Origin of the sequence: Pseudomonas sp. B40(2017) (assembly GCF_002112855.1) — a bacterium.
GTDB lineage: Bacteria > Pseudomonadota > Gammaproteobacteria > Pseudomonadales > Pseudomonadaceae > Aquipseudomonas > Aquipseudomonas pharyngis.
In genome coordinates, this window is sequence record NZ_NEIT01000006.1 from 204,905 (window position 1) to 223,258 (window position 18,354).

General features: G+C 59.6%; 17 protein-coding genes and 1 tRNA gene. 3 read left to right on the top strand and 15 right to left on the bottom strand.

Going from position 1 to position 18,354, the window contains the following annotated elements; all coding sequences use genetic code 11:
- Window positions 1–173 precede the first annotated feature (173 nt).
- The 5 genes from CAF76_RS18025 to CAF76_RS18045 form a co-directional block, all read right to left on the bottom strand.
- Window positions 174–1,409 (bottom strand): methyltransferase, encoded by a 1,236-nt coding sequence (locus CAF76_RS18025; RefSeq protein ID WP_085647975.1) that lies wholly within the window; start codon window positions 1,407–1,409, stop codon window positions 174–176.
- On the bottom strand, window positions 1,390–2,079 hold the full coding sequence (locus tag CAF76_RS18030; RefSeq protein ID WP_039764656.1) for an ABC transporter permease: 690 nt from the start codon (window positions 2,077–2,079) through the stop codon (window positions 1,390–1,392). Before CAF76_RS18030 ends, CAF76_RS18025 begins: the two co-directional genes overlap by 20 nt.
- On the bottom strand, window positions 2,076–2,771 hold the full coding sequence (locus CAF76_RS18035; protein WP_085647976.1) for an ABC transporter permease: 696 nt from the start codon (window positions 2,769–2,771) through the stop codon (window positions 2,076–2,078). The genes CAF76_RS18030 and CAF76_RS18035 overlap by 4 nt, the downstream gene beginning before the upstream one ends.
- Before the next feature lie 78 nt (window positions 2,772–2,849).
- Window positions 2,850–3,596 carry an ABC transporter substrate-binding protein gene (locus tag CAF76_RS18040; RefSeq protein WP_064592811.1) on the bottom strand — a complete coding sequence of 249 codons (747 nt, stop codon included), beginning with the start codon at window positions 3,594–3,596 and terminating at the stop codon, window positions 2,850–2,852.
- Between the two features lie 13 nt (window positions 3,597–3,609).
- Window positions 3,610–4,383: an ABC transporter ATP-binding protein gene (locus CAF76_RS18045; protein WP_007897462.1), complete on the bottom strand. Its 774-nt coding sequence runs from the start codon at window positions 4,381–4,383 to the stop codon at window positions 3,610–3,612.
- Window positions 4,384–4,935: 552 nt separating this feature from the next.
- Between CAF76_RS18045 and gabP the strand changes: the two genes are divergently transcribed.
- Window positions 4,936–6,327 (top strand): GABA permease, encoded by a 1,392-nt coding sequence (gabP, locus tag CAF76_RS18050; RefSeq protein ID WP_007952562.1) that lies wholly within the window; start codon window positions 4,936–4,938, stop codon window positions 6,325–6,327.
- A gap of 70 nt (window positions 6,328–6,397) precedes the next feature.
- On the opposite strand, the gene CAF76_RS18055 is transcribed toward gabP, so the two are convergent.
- The 4 genes from CAF76_RS18055 to CAF76_RS18070 all read right to left on the bottom strand — a co-directional run bounded on the left by CAF76_RS18055 (window position 6,398) and on the right by CAF76_RS18070 (window position 9,390).
- The gene (locus CAF76_RS18055; protein ID WP_039764661.1) at window positions 6,398–6,850 is read right to left on the bottom strand and encodes a hypothetical protein; all 453 of its coding nucleotides are present in this window, start codon (window positions 6,848–6,850) and stop codon (window positions 6,398–6,400) included.
- A gap of 6 nt (window positions 6,851–6,856) precedes the next feature.
- On the bottom strand, window positions 6,857–7,270 hold the full coding sequence (locus CAF76_RS18060; RefSeq protein WP_064592813.1) for a hypothetical protein: 414 nt from the start codon (window positions 7,268–7,270) through the stop codon (window positions 6,857–6,859).
- Between the two features lie 20 nt (window positions 7,271–7,290).
- On the bottom strand, window positions 7,291–8,262 hold the full coding sequence (locus tag CAF76_RS18065; protein ID WP_085647977.1) for an alpha/beta fold hydrolase: 972 nt from the start codon (window positions 8,260–8,262) through the stop codon (window positions 7,291–7,293).
- Between the two features lie 69 nt (window positions 8,263–8,331).
- Window positions 8,332–9,390 carry a YhcG family protein gene (locus CAF76_RS18070; RefSeq protein ID WP_085647978.1) on the bottom strand — a complete coding sequence of 353 codons (1,059 nt, stop codon included), beginning with the start codon at window positions 9,388–9,390 and terminating at the stop codon, window positions 8,332–8,334.
- Window positions 9,391–9,650: 260 nt separating this feature from the next.
- Here CAF76_RS18070 and CAF76_RS18075 point away from each other — a divergent pair, with 260 nt between their 5' ends.
- Window positions 9,651–10,100, top strand: a complete 450-nt coding sequence (locus CAF76_RS18075; protein ID WP_085647979.1) for a hypothetical protein — start codon at window positions 9,651–9,653, stop codon at window positions 10,098–10,100.
- Window positions 10,101–10,134: 34 nt separating this feature from the next.
- On the opposite strand, the gene CAF76_RS18080 is transcribed toward CAF76_RS18075, so the two are convergent.
- From CAF76_RS18080 to CAF76_RS18105, 6 genes are all read right to left on the bottom strand, one after another.
- Window positions 10,135–10,926, bottom strand: a complete 792-nt coding sequence (locus CAF76_RS18080; protein WP_085647980.1) for a TSUP family transporter — start codon at window positions 10,924–10,926, stop codon at window positions 10,135–10,137.
- A gap of 68 nt (window positions 10,927–10,994) precedes the next feature.
- Window positions 10,995–12,074 carry a hypothetical protein gene (locus CAF76_RS18085; RefSeq protein WP_085647981.1) on the bottom strand — a complete coding sequence of 360 codons (1,080 nt, stop codon included), beginning with the start codon at window positions 12,072–12,074 and terminating at the stop codon, window positions 10,995–10,997.
- Window positions 12,075–12,392: 318 nt separating this feature from the next.
- Window positions 12,393–12,468, bottom strand: a tRNA-Phe gene (locus CAF76_RS18090).
- Window positions 12,469–12,572: 104 nt separating this feature from the next.
- Window positions 12,573–12,845 carry an oxidative damage protection protein gene (locus CAF76_RS18095; RefSeq protein WP_007952551.1) on the bottom strand — a complete coding sequence of 91 codons (273 nt, stop codon included), beginning with the start codon at window positions 12,843–12,845 and terminating at the stop codon, window positions 12,573–12,575.
- Complete coding sequence (gene mutY, locus CAF76_RS18100; RefSeq protein WP_085647982.1) at window positions 12,842–13,909, bottom strand: A/G-specific adenine glycosylase; 1,068 nt, start codon at window positions 13,907–13,909, stop codon at window positions 12,842–12,844. Before mutY ends, CAF76_RS18095 begins: the two co-directional genes overlap by 4 nt.
- Window positions 13,906–16,128: an AsmA family protein gene (locus CAF76_RS18105; RefSeq protein WP_085647983.1), complete on the bottom strand. Its 2,223-nt coding sequence runs from the start codon at window positions 16,126–16,128 to the stop codon at window positions 13,906–13,908. Before CAF76_RS18105 ends, mutY begins: the two co-directional genes overlap by 4 nt.
- Before the next feature lie 354 nt (window positions 16,129–16,482).
- On the opposite strand from CAF76_RS18105, the gene CAF76_RS18110 reads away from it, so the two are divergent.
- Window positions 16,483–18,147, top strand: coding sequence for an OFA family MFS transporter (locus CAF76_RS18110; protein WP_039764668.1), 1,665 nt, complete (start codon window positions 16,483–16,485; stop codon window positions 18,145–18,147).
- The last annotated feature ends 207 nt before the right edge of the window (window positions 18,148–18,354 follow it).

Consider the following 18,354-nt stretch of genomic DNA (forward strand, 5'->3'; position numbering starts at 1 on the left):
GGGCTTAGAGGGGATTTTGTGGACGGGTTCTCATTTGAATCGCAAATCCCTGTTTTGCCGGTTTTTTATTCATATGAACAAAAAATGACCAGCGCTGTTAGTGGCCTGAAACAGCCGTGGATATTGGATCCACGATAATTCCATCAACAGAGTTATCCACAGGCTGTGGAAGATTAAACGCGTTCGGCCAGCAACAGGAAATTGCGCGGTGTGAGCGGCGCTTCGCAGAAGGTGCCGAGACGTACGACGTATCCCTGTTCGATGAGGAAAAGTGCCCGATCCAGATTCAGCCAAAGCTCCAGCGGCCGTCGGAACAGTCCACGCAGCAGTTCCAGGTTGCGAACTTCGGCCAATCGCTGCCAGCCTGCCGCTTCCAGTGCCACCCAATCTGGCGAGCCGATTGTGGATAACTCTTTCAGCGCTGCCAGATCGCGGCAGTAATCAGCGAACGGTTTGTCCAGCCAGGCGCTGGGCAGGGACGGTGTTGGCAGGTATTCGTCGACGCCGCGCACCTGCCGTTGCAACAGATCAAAGGCCAGTCGGCGGGCCATGGAGGTGTCACGCTGACGTCGGACGCGGGCACCGGCGGTGACGGTTTCGCTCATCGGCAGGGACAGATCTTCCAGCGAGAGCTGTAGGGCGGAGCATGAACCTGCGGAGGACAACGCCTGATATTCAGTGCGACTGATCCGGTTGTAACAGCACGGTGCAATTGCCAGTTGTCGACAGCCAGCGGCGGAGGCCAATTGCATCAGGCGTACATGCAGATCGCCACAAGCATGCAGGGCGACAGGCGTGTGCTCGGCGTGCAGCAATAAAGCGGTGTTCGCCGCGAGCACATCCTGCTCGACATGCAGCGCATGCAGGTGATGACGCTGACTCAGTGCCTGGCCGCTGGCGACCAGCGCCGGATCGAATTCCAGACAGGTGAGTTGCTGGCCGGCGCCGAGCAGACGCCGGCCCAAATGGCCTTTGCCGGAACACCAATCCAGCCAGTGCTTCGGTTGCGCGGCAAACGACAAGCGGCTGGCGAAGGCTTCGATCTGCTGCCATTTGCGCCCCGGCACATCGACATTCAGACGGTGCCCGGCGGCTTGCAGCGAATGCGCAGGCAACTCACCCACCGCACTCAGTTCAAGCGACAACGCCGCCAATGAAGCAAACGGCTCCGGCGCATCCAAGAGTTCGGCAGGGTGGTTATGGGCGTTTTCCGCATCTTCCAGCGAACGTCCGCGTAGCCACGAGGACAATTCAGGGTAGGACGCTTCCCATGGCAGTTGCAGATGAGTGAACGGGCGGGGCTTCCATAGCGCCTGATGCGCTGTGAGAAATGTATCCAGTGCCGTGAAACGGGCGAGCAGGGCCTCGCCCGTCAACACGTCGGAAGAATCAGCGCCCCTGGCACGCATCGACGCGCAGCCAGCGTTCCAGCAGTTTGAAGCCGCGAACCAGCACGTAAGCCATCACCAGATAGAACACGCCGGCAGCGAAGAAGATCTCTACCGGCAAGTAAGTGCGGGCAATGATGGTGCGCGCCATGCCGGTCAGTTCCAGCAGGGTCACGGTGCTGGCCAGGGCGCTTGCCTTGAGCATCAGGATCACTTCGTTGCTGTAGGCCGGCAGGCCGATGCGCGCGGCACGCGGCAGGATGATGTAGAACAGCGCTTTCGGCCGGGACATGCCCAGCGCCCGCGCCGCTTCGATCTCGCCCGGCGGAATCGCCTGGATCGCGCCGCGCAGGATTTCGGCGATGTACGCCGCGGTGTGCAGGGTCATGGTCGCGGTGGCGCACCAGAACGGATCGCGCAGGTACGGCCACATCGAGCTGTTTCGCACCGCGTCGAACTGCGCCAGGCCGTAGTAGACCAGGAACAGTTGAACCAGCAACGGCGTGCCACGGAAAAAGAAGATGTAGGCGTAGGGCACAGCGCGCACGTACCACAGCTTCGAAGAACGGGCGATGCCCAGCGGAATCGCCAGCAGCAAACCGGCGATCACGGCGATGGCCACCAGTTCCAGGGTCAGCGTTGCGCCCTGGGCCAGTTTCGGCAGCCACTTGATGATGACTTCCCAATTCATTGAGCGCTCCTCGCGAAGCCGCGTGCGGCGCGTTTTTCCAGCAGGTGCATGCCGATCATCGCCAGCACGGTCAGGCACAGGTACATGAGCGCCGCCACCATATAGAAGGTGAATGGCTGCTTGGACACGGTCACGCCGATCTGAGCGTGACGCATGATTTCTTCCAGGCCGATGACCGACACCAGCGCGGTGTCTTTCATCAGGATCATGAACAGGTTGCCCAGGCCGGGCAGGGCGATGCGCCACATCTGCGGCATGATCAGTTTGGTGAGGATCCGCCATTTCGACAGGCCCAGGGCCACGCCAGCCTCGCGGTGGCCTTTGGGAATGGCGAGGATCGCGCCGCGAAACACTTCCGTGGCGTAGGCGCCGAAGCACAGGCCCAGCGCAATGACGCCGGCGGCGAAGGCGCTGAGTTCCAGTCCGGGATTGCCGAAAAACTCACCGAGCGCGCGCATGGCGTTGACCGTACCGAAGTAGATCAACAGCACCCAGAGCAATTCCGGGACGCCGCGCACCAGGGTCGAATAGGTTCCGCCAAGCCATTGCAGCGGCTTGTACGGGGAAGTCTTGGCCAAGGCGCCGAGCAGACCGAGCACCAGCCCCAGGCACAGGGCCGAGAGTGCCAGTTTGACGGTCATCAGCGCGCCGGCGAAGAGCGCCGGGCCGAATCCGTAGAGGTCGATAATCATGGATTTCTTTTCAAATCGCGGCAGGCAAGGCCGGGGATCGGCACCGTCATGTGACGGCGCCGATCCGGCAGGTCAGGATCAGTAGATGCTGAACGGGAAGTACTTGTCGTTGATCTTCTTGTAGGTGCCGTCGGCAACGATTTCCTTCAGCGCAGCGTTCAGCTTCTCGCGGATCGGGTCGCCTTTACGTACAGCGATACCGATCTTGTCGCTTTCTTCCACCGGATCGCCCTTGAATTCATAGGCTTTGCCGGCGTCGCTTTTCAGCCACTCGTAGTTGACGTATTTGTCGGCGAGGATGCCGTCCAGACGACCGGAGGTCAGGTCGAGGTAGGCGTTTTCCTGGGTGTCGTAGAGTTTCACTTCGACGCCCGGCATGTTGTCTTCCATGAAGGTGCCGGCGAGGGTCGCGCGCTGGGCGCCGATCACTTTGCCTTTAAGGGAGTCCTTGTCGGTCTTGAACTCTTTATCCTTCGGCGCGATGAACTGCAGCTTGTTGGAGTAGTACGGGTCGGTGAAGTCCACCGCTTGCTTGCGCTCGTCGGTGATCGACATCGAGGAGATCAGGAAGTCGAACTTCTTGGCGTTCAGGGCCGGGATGATGCCGTCCCAGTCCGAAGTGACGACGGAGCATTCAACTTTCATCTTGGCGCACAGGGCGTCGCCGATGTCTTTGTCGAAGCCGACGACGTTACCGCTGGCGTCTTTGTTGTTGAACGGCGGGTAAGCCGCTTCGATGCCCATCTTCAGGGTCTCGGCCATGGCACCGGCGCTGAACGCGAGAGTGACGGCGGCGGCCAGGAAGACCTTTTTGTAGTTCTGCATGCGGGTAGCTCCGTTAGCGGTTGCTGGACATGAATTGTTTGCAGCGCGCCGAAAGCGGGTTTTCGAACACCTGCTGTGGCGATCCTTGCTCTTCTACCAGGCCCTGGTGGAGGAACACCACTTCGCTGGAGACCTGACGGGCAAAGCCCATTTCGTGGGTCACGAGCAACATGGTGCGGCCTTCTTCGGCCAATGCGCGGATGACATTAAGTACTTCCTGGACCATTTCCGGGTCAAGGGCGGAGGTGGGCTCGTCGAACAGGATCACCTTGGGCTGCATCGCCAGCGTGCGGGCAATCGCCGCGCGCTGTTGCTGGCCGCCGGACAGTTGCGCCGGATAGGCGTGGCGCTTGTCGGCGATGCCGACCTTGGCCAGCAGCGCTTCGGCGACTTCGATGGCTTCGGCCTTGCTCTGGCCGAGCACGCGGCGCGGGGCTTCGATGATGTTGTCGAGCACGCTCATGTGCGGCCACAGATTAAAGTTTTGAAACACAAAACCAATCTCGGAGCGCAGGCGGTTGATCTGCTTGCCGTCTGCGGCAACCAGTTCGCCATTCTTGGCGGCCTTGAGCTTGAGTTCTTCCCCGGCCACCAGGATCTGGCCCTGATGCGGGTTTTCCAACAGGTTGATGCAACGCAGGAACGTGGACTTGCCGGAACCGGAGGAACCCAGGATCGAGATCACATCGCCGTCGCGGGCGGTCAGCGAGATGCCTTTGAGCACCTCAAGCTGTCCGTAGCGTTTGTGCAAGTTGCGGATTTCAAGCGCGGGCGTGGCCTCAGCCATGTGCGTTCCTCATATATGTTGCGCTCCTGCTGTTGGTTGGCCTTCCTGGCGAGGCGGCCAAGCTAGCATAGCGTTTCAATGGCAGCCAACAGCGCTACGAGCGGTAAACGGATGGCGTGTGGCAGGTTGTCGCATCGGCGCAGCAGACTGTCGCCCCATCAACAACCGAACGGGTGTTTGAACGTTGATTCCCGTGGGTGTCGCGTAAAAAAAGGCGCGATGTTGCCACCTTTGGCGGGGTGTTGGAAGCGCTATCCGGCCGATCGTTCCTCATTCGCCCTTTTATTGTGCATCCCGCACTTTTTCAGTGTGTTTCTGGTGCGCTCGTTCGTTTGAAAAGTGAGTCGCAGGGTAACGCTTTGGCGAAAGGCCATTATTCTCAAGGACTTGCGATGACTGTCCGGTCGCGCGGAAAACCGCAGAGCAGAAGAGTTTGAAACATTTTGGCGCATTTATTGCGTGCAGAATCCGGAACGCCCCGTTGGATTCTTTTTACGAGAAGGAACGCCAGACGGGCCGGACGCAATCGCTTTCCTCGCAAAGGTAGTTCCAATGAGCAGTACCCAAAGCTCCAATGGCCTCGAACAGGGGCTCAAACCGCGTCATGTGACCATGCTGTCGATCGCCGGGGTGATCGGTGCAGGTCTGTTCGTCGGCTCCGGCCACGCCATCGCCGCTGCCGGTCCCGCTGTTCTGCTGGCTTACGCCGCTGCTGGCGCGCTGGTTGTGTTGGTGATGCGCATGCTCGGCGAAATGGCGGTTGCCTCGCCTGACACTGGCTCGTTCTCGACTTACGCCGACCGCGCTATCGGTCACTGGGCCGGTTTCACCATCGGCTGGCTGTACTGGTGGTTCTGGGTTTTGGTGATTCCGCTGGAAGCCAACGCCGCCGCAACCATCCTGCATGCGTGGTTCCCGGGTGTGGATATCTGGGCGTTCGCGCTGATCATCACCATGCTGCTGACGGTGACCAACCTGTTCAGCGTGAAAAACTACGGTGAGTTTGAATTCTGGTTCGCCCTGCTCAAAGTCGTGGCGATCATCGGTTTCATCATTCTTGGCGTCGCGGCCATTTTCGGCTTCCTGCCGAACAGCCAAGTCAGCGGCGTGTCGCACATCTTCGACACCCAGGGCTTCCTGCCGAACGGCATGGGCGCAGTGCTGGGCGCGATCCTGACCACCATGTTCTCCTTCATGGGTACCGAGATCGTGACCATTGCGGCCGCGGAATCGAAGAACCCGGGCAAGCAGATCTCCAAGGCCACCAACTCGGTGATCTGGCGAATCGGCCTGTTCTACCTCGTTTCGATCTTCATCGTCGTGGCCCTGGTGCCATGGAACGATCCGGTTCTGGCCAGCGTCGGTTCCTACCAGACTGTACTTGAGCGCATGGGCATCCCGAACGCCAAGATGATCGTCGACATCGTGGTTCTGGTCGCTGTAACCAGCTGCCTGAACTCGGCGCTGTACACCTCTTCGCGCATGCTGTTCTCCCTCGGCAAGCGCGGCGATGCCCCGGCCATGGCGACCCGCACCAACAAAAGCGGTACCCCTTACTGGGCGGTAATGCTGTCCACTGGCGCGGCGTTCCTGTGCACCTTCGCCAACTACGTAGCCCCGGCGGCGGTGTTCGAGTTCCTGCTGGCCAGCTCCGGCGCGATCGCGCTGCTGGTGTACCTGGTGATCGCGATTTCGCAACTGCGCATGCGTAAACAACGCATGGCTCGCGGCGAGAAAATCGTCTTCAGCATGTGGCTGTTCCCGGGCCTGACCTACGCGGTGATCGTGTTCATCGTGGCGGCCCTGACCATCATGCTGTTCCAGGATGCCCATCGCGTGGAAATCCTCGCGACCGGCCTGCTCAGCCTGCTGGTGGTCGCGGCCGGTCTGCTGGTGGCTCGCCGCCGCAATCTGGAAAAGCGTGGCGCCGCGGTGCTGAACTGATCCGCAACGTGTAACGCAAAACGGCCGCTGTCAGTGATGACAAGCGGCCGTTTTTGTTACTGCGAGCGGTTTATTCGCTCTTCTCTTCCTGCGCTTCCACCGACTGACCGTAGGTGTCCAGCGCAATCCCGAAATCGCTGATGAACTGCGGTTCGCTCAGCCACGCCTGGGCGGTCTCGCGATCCATGCCATCGGCCCACATGCGGTAGTCGATCAGCATGTCGGCGGCCAGGTGAGTGGCGGCCATGCCTTCGTTCTCGGCGTTTTCCATGTCCAGCAGTTCAGGATGGTCGACGATGATGAACGCCAGTTCACGCAGCAGCGTCAGGAGCATTTCGTTGCGGCTGACGGCTTCGGCGTCGCGCATCTTGCTGAACATCGCCAGGGTGTATTCCGGGATCGGCTCGGCGAGGTGGCCGAGGTCATCGTCCTGCGCCAGGGGTTTGCGACCGACCATGCGGATCTGCTTGGCTTTGGCCTTGGCGCGTTTGGCGCGTTTCTGTTGCTTGTTCAGGGATGCCATGGGAACTCAGTTTTTCTGTTGGGTTTGTGCGGCGATTGCATCGGACGCGGCCACATAGTCTTTCTGGAAATCCGGCGATTCGATCCACGCCAGAGCGCCAGCCTCGTCAGTCTCGGTGGCCCACTGGCGGTACTCGATCAGCGCGGCGAGGATGAAATCCATCGCGCCTTCTTCGCCTTCCTGCTCGTACACCAGCTCCAGCAGCGGGTCTTCGAGGAACGCGGTGCACAGGGCCTGCTGGCTGATCTTCTCGGCGTCGATCATTTTCTTGAACAGTTCGGTCAGGTCCACCGATTCGAAATCGATGCGGTCGTCGTTCGGGTCCAGCTCGACCGGCGCCTCGGCACGTTTAGTGCGGTTCTGCTTGGCCTTGGTCTTGGCCCGGGCGGCGCGTTTTTGCTGTTTGTTGGCGGAAGCCATGGTGTGTGTTCCGTGGTGCGTTAAAGGGCTTGGCTGCGTGGGATTTCGCACCCCGGTGTGTCGGAGGCCAGTTCGCCGGTCTGCAGCCAGGTCAGAGCGATGGGCCATAGTGTGGCTTGGTATGCGCTGCGAAAAAAGGCGAAATGTCCGACTTGCTGTTCGCCGATGTCCTGCGGCTCGATTCGCAGGTGGGTCTTTTGTGCATTGTGGAAGTAAGCCAGCAGGCGTTCGATGGCGGGAATCGTGCCGTAGGGATCGTCGCTGATGCTGATTGCCAGGGCTTTGGCCTGGACGTTGGCGAAGGGCAGGTTGCGGATCGTTCTACCGCTCGGACGCCGCTCATAACGTGCGGCAGGTGTGCTCCAGTCGCGCACCACGCCGGCGGGCGTGTCTTCCAGCCAGCCAAGTCGCTTGCCCGGAAAATATCCACAGAACAGCGTGACCAGCGGCATCAGCAGATGCCATTTGCCGAACATCCGCCAGCGATGCTCGGGCGCGTAATCGCGCCAGTAAGCGAACTGCGCGCCAACCGTCACCAGTCGTCGGATTACCTGTCCGGACGCCCCCAGGCCTGCTGCGCAGCCGCCGAAGCTGTGCCCGACCACATCGATCGGCTGACCGGGAAACTCCCGCTGTGCGCGTTTTAGCATCGCCTCGAAATCCAGCGCGCCCCAATCCGTCCACGAAGCCTGCAAATGCCTCATCGACTTTGGCCGCGACTCACCAATGCCGCGGTAGTCGTAAATGATCACGTCGACCCCATTGGCGAACAGATACGCCGCGAAGCGCGAGTAGTGGCGGCAACGCACGGATGTGGCGGCGTTGATGATCACAATCGGGCGTTGTGGATCCGGTGAGGCGTGACGCCAGGTGAAACCGCCGAGCAGATAGCCGTCGGCGGCGGGCTCGCGGAAGGGTGCGTCCTGAACATCGCTGGCGAGCGCGGTTCTGTTTTGGGGATCTTCCAGTGCGTGCGTCTCTTGAAAACCCATGGCTCTCGACCTTCGCGGAGTAGCTGCCAACGATAGTCCCAGCCAGCTCGGTGAACAATCCGTCGACAGTCAATCAGCCGTCTGTTCGCTCAAGCGCTCTTCCAGCCGCGTGTGTTCACGGTTCAACTCCGCGCGTAACTCCTCTTCGCTCGGCAGCACCAGTTTGTAGCTGCTGGCGAACAGTTGTTCATTGCCCTTGAGGATCGTGTAGCGCGCAACCGATTCATTTTGCTGTGCGCAGAGGATGATCCCCACCGTTGGCCCGTCGCCCTCGCTGCGTTTGAGGTCGTCGTACATGCGGATGTACATATCCATCTGGCCCACGTCGCGGGCGCTGAGTTTGCCGCGCTTCAAATCGAGGATGACGAAGCATTTGAGCAGGTAGTTATAGAACACGAGGTCGATGTAAAAGTCATCGTCGCCAGCGCTGATGCGTTGCTGGCGACCGACAAAAGCGAAGCCTTTGCCCAGCTCAAGGAGAAATCCCTGGAGCTGGTCGATCAAGGCCTGTTCCAGTTCGGATTCCTGAAGTTTGCCCGGTGATGGCAGGCCGAGAAACTCCAGAAGGACGGGGTCGCGGATGAATTCCCGGGGATTGCTTTTCATCGCGGCAATGTTGGTCGCGGCCTCTGCATAGACGTCGGTTTTGTCTCGGCTCAGCAACAGGCGTTCGTAGTAGAGCGTGTTGATCTGGCGATCAAGGGCGCGGCTTGACCAGTTTTGTGCAGCGGCTTCGTTCATGTACCACTGCCGGGCCGGTTCGCTTTCGACCTGCAATATCCTGCGGTAATGGGTCCAGCTCAATTCGAGACGCAGTGCGTCTCGAATTGGAAAGAGCTGATAAAACTGCCGCATTTTTCGAAGATTGGTAACGTCGAAGCCTTTCCCAAAGTCCGCAGTCAGTTCCTTTGCCAACGTAGCCAGAAGCTGTTTTCCATACCCCGCGCGCCGGGCACCCTGTTGCTCGAACTCGACAATGTGTCGCCCGATCTGCCAGCAGGTCTGGACCTGAATCGTGTCGACCGTTCGCAGCACTTTCTGCCGCGCCTCTCGTATCAATTCGCCCAGGTTGCCCAGCAGCGAATCAATTTTTGGATCTTGCGTGTCAGCAGGTTTTAGTTGGCTCATCAAGTCTTCCGGCTCAGGGGGAACAGAAGCAAGAGCATGCCAATTGCCTTGGGATGGGGATGCCGGCCGCATCTGATGCCACTGAAGGAACAGTGGGCGGGTTTTGCGAGATCAGGCTGACGAAGTCTGCGAACGAGGAGTACGGCGTGTAGTCCTTTTCGTATCAACCGCAACTCCCAATCGTTCTAAAACCCACCCCGCAAGACAAAATCTAAACAGAGGTAACGATTGGGTTCCGCGAGAACCCGGGAGTCGTCCTCATGAAACGCGTTCTTTCATTCGTGCTGCCCGTCGCCGCTGCGGCGATATTGCTGTTTCCGCTCATGGCGCAGGCTGCGAGTCTGGAGCCGATCAACAATTCCGCTGTGCAGGTTCAGCAGCAAGAGCAAAACGGTGTTCGTTATCTGGCCGGCGGGATTGGTGAAGATGAGTCGAAAGCCATTCAGCAATCCGCGGGCTACAACCTGCACATGACCTTCGCTGTCGGTACGCAAAACGAATACACCGCCGATGTCGACGTGGCGATCCAGAAAGCCCCCGGTCAAACCGTGCTGACGCTCAATCAAACCGGGCCATTGGTGTACGTTCAGCTACCGCCAGGCAAGTACACGGTCGTCGCCACCCGCAAGGGTGAAACGCGTCGGGATGCGGCGGAAATTGGCGGCAGTGTTGCGCGCAATCTGGTGTTCCACTGGATTGACGCTGGATAGCGATGGATGTAGTCGTGGAACAAGGCGCGGGTACTCACAAGGCTGCCAAGGTGTGAATGACTGCGACTCGCAGTGGATTGGTCTCATCGCTCAGAAGTTTGATCGCCAGTGCGCAGCAGACCACGATCAACATGGGCTTGATCAAGCGCGGGCCGACCCGGACGGCGGCTTTTGCACCCAGTTGTGCGCCAAGGAAGGCCGCCAGAGCCATGGCAATCGCGATCGGCCAGATGATCACGCCTTTGGTGATGAAGACTGACAACGAACCTAGATTGCAGGAGGCGTTGGCCAGTTTGGTGAAGCTCATTGCCCGCATCATTCCAAGTCCGCAGAGCAGAACGAAACCGACGATAAAGAACGAGCCTACGCCGGGACCAAAGATGCCGTCGTAGAAGCCCAGGATCGGCGCAACAGTGAAGGAGAACAGCAGAATGCCGATTCTCTTGCGTCGATCCTCATTGGCCAATTTCGGCGAGAGTGCAAAGTAAATCGCCACCAGAATAAGCATGATGGGCACGCACACTTCCAGATAATGCTTGTCGATGGAGCTGATCAGCAGAGCACCGCTGGCTCCACCCAGAAACGCGCAGATAACCAGAAAGCGTCCTTCGCGCCACTCAATCATTCCTTTGCGAGCAAAGGTGACGGTTGCCGAAATAGTGGCTGAGGCGGCCTGGAACTTGTTTGTGGCAATTGCGCTGATCGGGTCGACACCGGCCAGAAACAGGGCAGGCAACGTAATCAAACCGCCGCCGCCGGCAATCGCATCAAAGAATCCAGCGCAAAAAGCAACAAGCGCCAACGTGCCGATTATGTCCCAGGACATTGCTTCCCCTTTTCATGATTTATTTATTGTTGGATCGCGAGATGCTCAGCGGTCTGTTTGTATGGAGATCATCCCTGTAGCAGTAATGGATCCTCTGAAATGACAATTGGAGAGGCAAATTTGGAAAGTCCGAAAATGCGCACCAGCACTCGTCTGTTGTCTTTGATGATGTCTCGACAGTGCAACGCTCGGGCGTTGTTGATGACCATGGCCGACTCTTGAGTGAGCGCATAATCTGTCGTAGTCGACTCACTCACCGCTTGGCATAGAGCGGAGTACGCCTTTTTTACGGTTGGCGAGACGTTACTACTTGTCGAGAAACGATAAGAATTGAATCGCGCTGCGAAACCTGCTCGGTCGTCAAACTCAAGGATCGAGACGTTACTCCCGTCCTCTCCTTTGCCCCTGACAAACGAGTCGCTACGGGTGAACTGAAAGTTGTTTGTGGTCAGCGCAAGGCAATTGGTTATGCCGATCCTTTCTAAGACGGGAGGAAGTGGAATGATGCGTGTGGGTTCACGGGAAGGGTTCCATAGGGCGGAAAGTATGAGTGAGGACGGCGAAGGCGAATGGCCATTTTTTGCATTAATGGCGCACCAGTATGGCGCCTCGGTGTGCGGCCCAAGTGCAAGGCCGGAGTGTGAGCTCAGTTCTTTGTATTCGGGCTCACCCTCAATTGTTGTAAGCCCGCCACCCTTGAAGTTGGCTACCAGTCGAACCAGTTTTCCATCGTTATCCATGTCATAGGCGAACGCAGTGTTGTCAACCAGTTTCAACAGTATCTGGTTGCGTGCAGCAAGGCAGAGCACGTCTTGGCGACTTTCCATGGACGCGAGATCGGGCAGTTCATCAGGCGGGCCTAAGTCAGCAATCTTTTGTAGGCCTTCGAAGATCAGTACGGAATGCAGACAGTCAGAGTACGCATCAAGAAGTGCGCATTGATGCTCGGAAAATGAAGATCTCAACTTAGTAGCTGCCGAAGAGGCGATGAGGCAGGCTCCTGGCGCCTGTGGTCCGCCAATATTGGCCAATTCCATCGTAAATTTCTGAAGCAGGTTCGATTGCTGCCTTTCAAAGTTGAAAATTCTTGTTTCTCGTCCGATGCAAGGCTCAGCGATCGCGGTGTTGGGCTTGATGGCGTCGATCATCGAATACGTCCCTGTCGTGTATCTGTTTTTGGCTAGCAACTCAGGGCGCGATTCTGCTCAATCCTGGGATGAATGTATGTCGGCCATTTCCGCTGAGGCTTACGGAGCGTTCCGGTCTATTTGAAGGATTTTGAGACTTATCGATCACCCATGCCTGTGGGATTCAGGCTGCATCCCTTCAGGGCGCGAGAGATATCGTGATGTGTTGAGAGGGAATCAGCAGGGGATTGGCAGTGTGCACAGCGCTATAGAACTGCAGTTCATCAAATCGCAGGCATAAAAAAACCCTGAATCTTGCGATTCAGGGTTTTCGGTATTTGGTGCCCAGAGACGGAATCGAACCGCCGACACGGGGATTTTCAATCCCCTGCTCTACCGACTGAGCTATCTGGGCAACGGGGCGCATTAAAAGGGTTTTTCGGATTTACGTCAAACACTTTTTTAAAATTTCTTAAATTAATTCCGTCGCTTACGATCCGACCCCCGATTTCTCGGGGTTTACTCTGCAGGCGGAACGTAGCCTTCGGCCTGAGCGTATTCCTCGCCGGAGAAGTACTTGTCCATTTCGCCCTGAAGAAATTTGCGGTCTTCGGCGTTCATCATGTTCAGGCGTTTTTCGTTGATCAGCAGGGTCTGGTGTTTCTGCCAGTCGGCCCAGGCCTTGGCCGAGACGTGTTCGAAAATATCCTGGCCCTTGGCGCCCGGGTACGGTGGGCGCTCCAGACCTTCGAGTTGTTCTTTGTACTTGCGGCACATTACGGTGCGGGTCATGTCGACTCTCCTGCATTCAAGACGGTGGCCGCGCGTTCGAGCAAGGTCTTGACCGGGGCGGCGAGGCCCAGGCGCGGCGGGGTGGCGAGGTTATACCAGAGCCAGTCGGCCTCGGCCACGTGACCGCCGGCCTCTTGCACCTGAACCAGCCAGGGTTCTATGAACAGCTGGAAGTGGCTGAAGGTGTGGACAAGGCTCGGCAGTGCCTGCTGCTCGCCCAGTTCCAGTGAGTGCTGCGCGGCGAGGTGTTGCAGATCGTCGAGGTCGTCGAGTTCCGGCAGACTCCACAAACCACCCCACAATCCGCTGGACGGGCGCCGATAAAGCAGAATCGCGCCGTCCTCGTTGGCCAACAGCGGCATCAGCGTGCGTTTCTGCGGAATGGCCTTGCGCGGCTTGGGAATCGGGTAGCGCGTCTCCAGGCCGAGCATGTGCGCTTCGCAGCCGTTTTTCAGCGGACACAGCAGGCAGCTCGGTTTGCTGCGGGTGCAGAGCGTGGCGCCCAGGTCCATCATCGCCTGGGTGTAGGCGTTGACCCGATCCTGCGGCGTGAAGCGCTCGGCGTTGGCCCACAATTGCTTGGCGACCTTCGGCTCGCCGGGGTAGCCCTCCTGCGCGGTAAAGCGCGCCAGCACCCGTTTGACGTTGCCGTCGAGGATCGGCGCGCGCAGGCCCATGCTGATGCTGGCGATCGCACCGGCGGTGGACAGGCCGATGCCCGGCAGCTCGGTGAGTTTCTCGACATCCCGGGGAAACTCGCCGCCGTACTGGCTGACGACGATCTTCGCGGTCTTCTGCAGATTGCGCGCGCGGGTGTAGTAACCGAGCCCGGTCCACAGGTGCAGCACTTCGTCTTCCGGCGCCTCGGCGAGGGCTTCGACCGTCGGCACGGCGGCCATGAAGCGGTCGAAGTAATTGAGCACGGTGCTGACCTGGGTCTGCTGCAACATGATCTCGGACACCCACACCCGGTACGGGTTGATGTTCTGTTGCCAGGGCAAATCATGGCGGCCGTGGCGGTCGAACCATTCCAGCACCGCCGTGGAAAACTGCTCCGCTCTCATCGCTTGAACAGCCCCTTCAATGCGTTTTTCAGTTCCGGGCTGACTTTGTCGCCCAGTTTTTCGTCGATTTTTTCGCTGATCTTGTCGCCGGCCAGTTTGGTCGCGACCTGGCCCATGCGTTCGTTGTCCACGCGGCAGGCCTTGGCGCCCAGCTCCAGCGGGCCACGGCAACGCAGCGGCCATTCGATGCCGACGAATTTGTCGCCGACCTGACAGGCCGGGTCCGGCATGGCACTGGTATCGCCTTCGACGACGATGCCGACGCGATAGTCCATGCCCAGCACCTTGAGGTCGATATCGCCGTCACCGTTGACGCTCATGCCGGGGATGCGCACTTTCAGGTCCGGGTTGCTGGCCACCCCGTTGCGGAACGTGAGGTTGCCCTTGAGCTCCTGGAACGGTGTGTCCTTGCCGCGCGGTTCGCCGCTCAGGGATTTACGGTTGAGGGTGGCGATGCCTTTGCACAGTTGCTGCTCAAGGTTGGCGTTGAGCAGCACGCCGTTGTTGATCACGAAACTGGCGTTGCCGTTGAGGGTTTCGATCAGCGCCTGCTGGCTGTTGCCGCTGCCGGTGACCGTGCTGGTGAGATTGACCAGACCTTTGACCGGCGGGTTCTTGCCCTGGCTTTCGAGGATTTTCTCTACCGGCACCCGGTTGATCCGGGTTTGCAGGTTCAGCACCGGCGCGGTCTGGCGCACATCCAGCGTGCCCTTGGCTTCGAAGTCGCCGTTGTACAGCTCGCCGCGCAGGTTCTCCAGGGTCAGCAGGCCGCCCTGGCCGGTGGCTTTCAGTGCGGCGTTCTGGATCGGTAACTTGTCGAGGGTCAGCTGGCCGAAGGTCAGGTCAGCGTTGACGTCGAGCTTGCTCAGGCGCTCAACCGGGAACAGGCGCTCGGTGCTCCAGGCGCTTTTGCTCGGTTTTTCCGGCAGCGGGGTGCTGCCGGCCCCGGCCATCGCATCGGCTTCGGTGCTGGCGACTTCAGCCTGACGGACCTGGGTAGCGTTGTTGGCTTTTTCCGATTTCGGCGGCAGGTAGCGGTCAACGTTGAAGGTGTCGGCCTTGAGGTCCGCCCGCAGCGATTGTTTGGCGAAATCCTCGACGGCGATACGGCCGCTGAAGCTGCTGTCGTCGAGTTTCAGGTTGATGTTGTCCAGCGCCAGGCTGGTCGGCGTCGCGGCGACACGGCTGACCAGTTCAACCTTGCTCAGGCTGCCTTCGGCCATGGCTGGCAGGGTCTGGCCGATGCTGTCGACGAATTTCGCCAGATCGAACTGGGCAATGGAAATTCCGCCGCTGATCTGTGGCGTCTTGTCCAGGTCATTGGCCTTCAACTCGCCCAAGGCACGCAGCTGATTGACCGAAAGCTTGATGCCGGTCCATTCGGCGACGTTGGCGGCCTTGTCCAGCAGCAATTGCCCTTGCGCGGCGAAGGTCACGGTCTTGCCCTGTAGCGGATCGCCGGCGACTTCGCCGGACAGCTTCAGGTCTTCGAACTTGTAGCGTTGCAGGGCGCGCTCGAAGCGCAGCTCGCCGTTGAGCTCGGTGCGCACCCGCAGCACTGGCTGGTTGGTGCCGAGAAACGCGGTGGCCTTGACCGGAATGTTGGTCGAATCGTGAACCGCGCCGGTGCTCAACTGGATGCTTTCGGCGCTGAATTGCTTGCCGGTCAGCTCGTCGTTGTACTCCACGCGGGCGTTGTTGACGGTCAGGCTGTCGATGTCGAGGCGAATCGGCTGGGCCGGTTTTTCCACCGGGGCCGGTGTTGCTGGAGAGGCTTCCCCGGCGGTCGCTGGCGGTGTGCTTCCGGCGGGAGCCGGCACCTTGCCGATGTCTTCCCAGTTGCCGTGACCATTCTTGTCACGGTTCAGGCGCAGGTCCAGGCCTTCGACGCGCACGTCGCTCATTTGCACCTCGCGGCGCAGCAGCGGCAGCACGCGCACGGACAGGCCGAGCATCTGCAGGTCGGCGAACGGTTCGGCAGGCTTGGCCAGGGTCGCGACGCTGGCCTCGTGCAGTTCCAGGCCCAGCCACGGGAACAGGCTCCAGCCAATGTCGCCATTGAGCGTCAGCTCGATGTGGGCCTTGTCGCGGGCAATCTGGCGGATCTCGTCCTTGTAGTCGTTGGGATCAAACAGGTGGGTCAGGGCGAAGCCTGCCGCCACAATGATCAGCAACAGCCCGAGAAGTACCAGACCCAGGATTTTGCCGAACGCTTTCATGGGCGAGTCCTTGTAAGTAGTCGAATTCGTAATTTAGCCGGGGAGTATAGCGCTGCATCAACCCTCGCTGTCGCGGTGCCCCGTCAAGGCTGCTGAACCGCGATATACAGCGCTTCGACAACGATCGGCATCGGGGTTCCCGGGCGTCCTGAGATCAGATGACATGAAAAAGGTGATATCAGTTTGGTTTTTCTGTCACGTGCAAATGGTAACCTTCGCCCGTTCGTCCGCCCATCTGCGACTTAACGTCGCGCTTTCAAGGAGCTTCACCCGCAAAAAACGGTCATGCCTGCGTGCATAAAGGCCGGGGTGGGCAGTGGCTGGCGAACCATACTAATAATTGGGGGATACACAATGAGCACGACCATTACGGCGGACGGCTTCAAAGCCGATCAGCCCGGGTTCCTGTCCAAGGAACGCATCATCGCCAAGCCCGGTTTCAACCGTTGGCTGGTCCCGCCGGCCGCTCTGGCCATTCACCTGTGCATCGGCATGGCCTATGGCTTCTCGGTGTTCTGGTTGCCGCTGTCCAAGGCGCTGGGCGTCACCGCTCCGGTGGCTTGCGCACCGGACATGAGCTTCATCGCACAAGTCTTCTCGTCGCAATGCGACTGGCCGATCTCCATGCTCGGCTGGATCTACACCCTGTTCTTCATCTTCCTCGGCTGCTCGGCAGCGATCTGGGGCGGCTGGCTCGAACATGCAGGTCCTCGCAAGGCCGGTGTTGTATCGGCACTTTGCTGGTGCGGCGGTCTGCTGATTTCTGCGCTGGGTATCTATACCCACCAGATCTGGCTGATGTGGATCGGCTCCGGCGTGATCGGCGGTATCGGTCTGGGCCTGGGCTACATCTCGCCAGTGTCGACCCTGATCAAGTGGTTCCCGGACAAGCGCGGCATGGCGACCGGCATGGCGATCATGGGCTTCGGCGGTGGCGCGATGGTCGGTGCGCCACTGGCGACCGCTCTGATGAGTCATTTCGCTTCGCCAACCGGTGTCGGCGTGTGGCAGAGCTTCGTGGCCATGGCCGCGATCTACTTCGTGTTCATGATCGGTGGCGCGCTGGCGTACCGCGTACCGCCAACCGGCTGGAAGCCTGAAGGCTGGACCGCGCCGGCGAAGAAAGCGTCGAACGCGATGATCACCCACCGTCACGTTCACGTGAACGTGGCGTGGAAAACTCCGCAATTCCGGCTGGTGTGGCTGGTGCTGTGCCTGAACGTGTCCGCCGGTATCGGCATCCTCGGCATGGCTTCGCCACTGTTGCAGGAAGTGTTCGGCGGCAAGCTGCTGGGTAACGATCTGCCGTTCGGTCAGTTGGACGCCGGTCAACTGGCTTCCATCGCTGCAATTGCGGCCGGTTTCACCGGTCTGCTGAGCCTGTTCAACATCGGCGGCCGTTTCTTCTGGGCCTCGTTCTCGGACTACCTGGGCCGCAAGAACACTTACTTCGTGTTCTTCGCACTGGGTTTTGCGCTGTACGCGCTGATCCCGAACCTCGGTCACCTGGGCAACGTTGCGCTGTTCGTGGCGGCGTTCTGCATCATCCTGTCGATGTACGGCGGTGGTTTCGCCACCGTTCCGGCGTATCTGGCCGACCTGTTCGGTACGCAAATGGTCGGCGCGATCCACGGTCGTCTGCTGACGGCCTGGGCTGCCGCTGGCGTGCTGGGTCCGGTGCTGGTGAACTACCTGCGTGAGTATCAGCTGAGCATCGGCGTTGAACGCGCCGCCGCTTACGACATCACCCTGTACATCCTCGCCGGCCTGCTGGTGCTGGGTTTCCTGTGCAACCTGCTGGTGCGCCCGGTGGCCGACAAGTACTTCATGACCGACGCTGAACTGGCGGCCGAACAGGCGCTGGGCCACGACAAGGGTGCTGACGGCAGCACCGTGCTGGAGTGGAAAGCCGCGCCGGGCAGCAAGCCGTTGGCGATCGCTGCGTGGCTGGTGGTGGGGATTCCGTTGGCGTGGGGTGTGTGGGTGACCCTGCAGAAGACGGCGGTTCTGTTCCACTAAGTAGCCAAGCGCTGGCCTGAAAATCTTCAGGTCAGCGCCAAATCCTGTGGGAGCGAGCCTGCTCGCGATAGCGGTCTGACAGTCGACAGTGATGTTGAATGTACGACCTCATCGCGAGCAGGCTCGCTCCTACAGTTGTTTTGGGCTGTCCGAAATGGCTTGTATGGACATGTCTATCCCCGACAGCACGGGGTTCTATCCGTCAGT

What these genes read in the sequence shown, in the direction of transcription:
- CAF76_RS18105 (WP_085647983.1), bottom strand. Translation starts at nt 16,128, where the DNA reads ATGAAAGCGTTCGGCAAAATCCTGGGTCTGGTACTTCTCGGGCTGTTG.
- gabP (WP_007952562.1), top strand. Translation starts at nt 4,936, where the DNA reads ATGAGCAGTACCCAAAGCTCCAATGGCCTCGAACAGGGGCTCAAACCG.
- CAF76_RS18040 (WP_064592811.1), bottom strand. Translation starts at nt 3,596, where the DNA reads ATGCAGAACTACAAAAAGGTCTTCCTGGCCGCCGCCGTCACTCTCGCG.
- CAF76_RS18065 (WP_085647977.1), bottom strand. Translation starts at nt 8,262, where the DNA reads ATGGGTTTTCAAGAGACGCACGCACTGGAAGATCCCCAAAACAGAACC.
- CAF76_RS18035 (WP_085647976.1), bottom strand. Translation starts at nt 2,771, where the DNA reads ATGATTATCGACCTCTACGGATTCGGCCCGGCGCTCTTCGCCGGCGCG.
- CAF76_RS18045 (WP_007897462.1), bottom strand. Translation starts at nt 4,383, where the DNA reads ATGGCTGAGGCCACGCCCGCGCTTGAAATCCGCAACTTGCACAAACGC.
- mutY (WP_085647982.1), bottom strand. Translation starts at nt 13,909, where the DNA reads ATGAGAGCGGAGCAGTTTTCCACGGCGGTGCTGGAATGGTTCGACCGC.
- CAF76_RS18075 (WP_085647979.1), top strand. Translation starts at nt 9,651, where the DNA reads ATGAAACGCGTTCTTTCATTCGTGCTGCCCGTCGCCGCTGCGGCGATA.
- CAF76_RS18055 (WP_039764661.1), bottom strand. Translation starts at nt 6,850, where the DNA reads ATGGCATCCCTGAACAAGCAACAGAAACGCGCCAAACGCGCCAAGGCC.
- CAF76_RS18030 (WP_039764656.1), bottom strand. Translation starts at nt 2,079, where the DNA reads ATGAATTGGGAAGTCATCATCAAGTGGCTGCCGAAACTGGCCCAGGGC.
- CAF76_RS18085 (WP_085647981.1), bottom strand. Translation starts at nt 12,074, where the DNA reads ATGATCGACGCCATCAAGCCCAACACCGCGATCGCTGAGCCTTGCATC.
- CAF76_RS18095 (WP_007952551.1), bottom strand. Translation starts at nt 12,845, where the DNA reads ATGACCCGCACCGTAATGTGCCGCAAGTACAAAGAACAACTCGAAGGT.
- CAF76_RS18060 (WP_064592813.1), bottom strand. Translation starts at nt 7,270, where the DNA reads ATGGCTTCCGCCAACAAACAGCAAAAACGCGCCGCCCGGGCCAAGACC.
- CAF76_RS18110 (WP_039764668.1), top strand. Translation starts at nt 16,483, where the DNA reads ATGAGCACGACCATTACGGCGGACGGCTTCAAAGCCGATCAGCCCGGG.
- CAF76_RS18070 (WP_085647978.1), bottom strand. Translation starts at nt 9,390, where the DNA reads ATGAGCCAACTAAAACCTGCTGACACGCAAGATCCAAAAATTGATTCG.
- CAF76_RS18080 (WP_085647980.1), bottom strand. Translation starts at nt 10,926, where the DNA reads ATGTCCTGGGACATAATCGGCACGTTGGCGCTTGTTGCTTTTTGCGCT.
- CAF76_RS18025 (WP_085647975.1), bottom strand. Translation starts at nt 1,409, where the DNA reads ATGCGTGCCAGGGGCGCTGATTCTTCCGACGTGTTGACGGGCGAGGCC.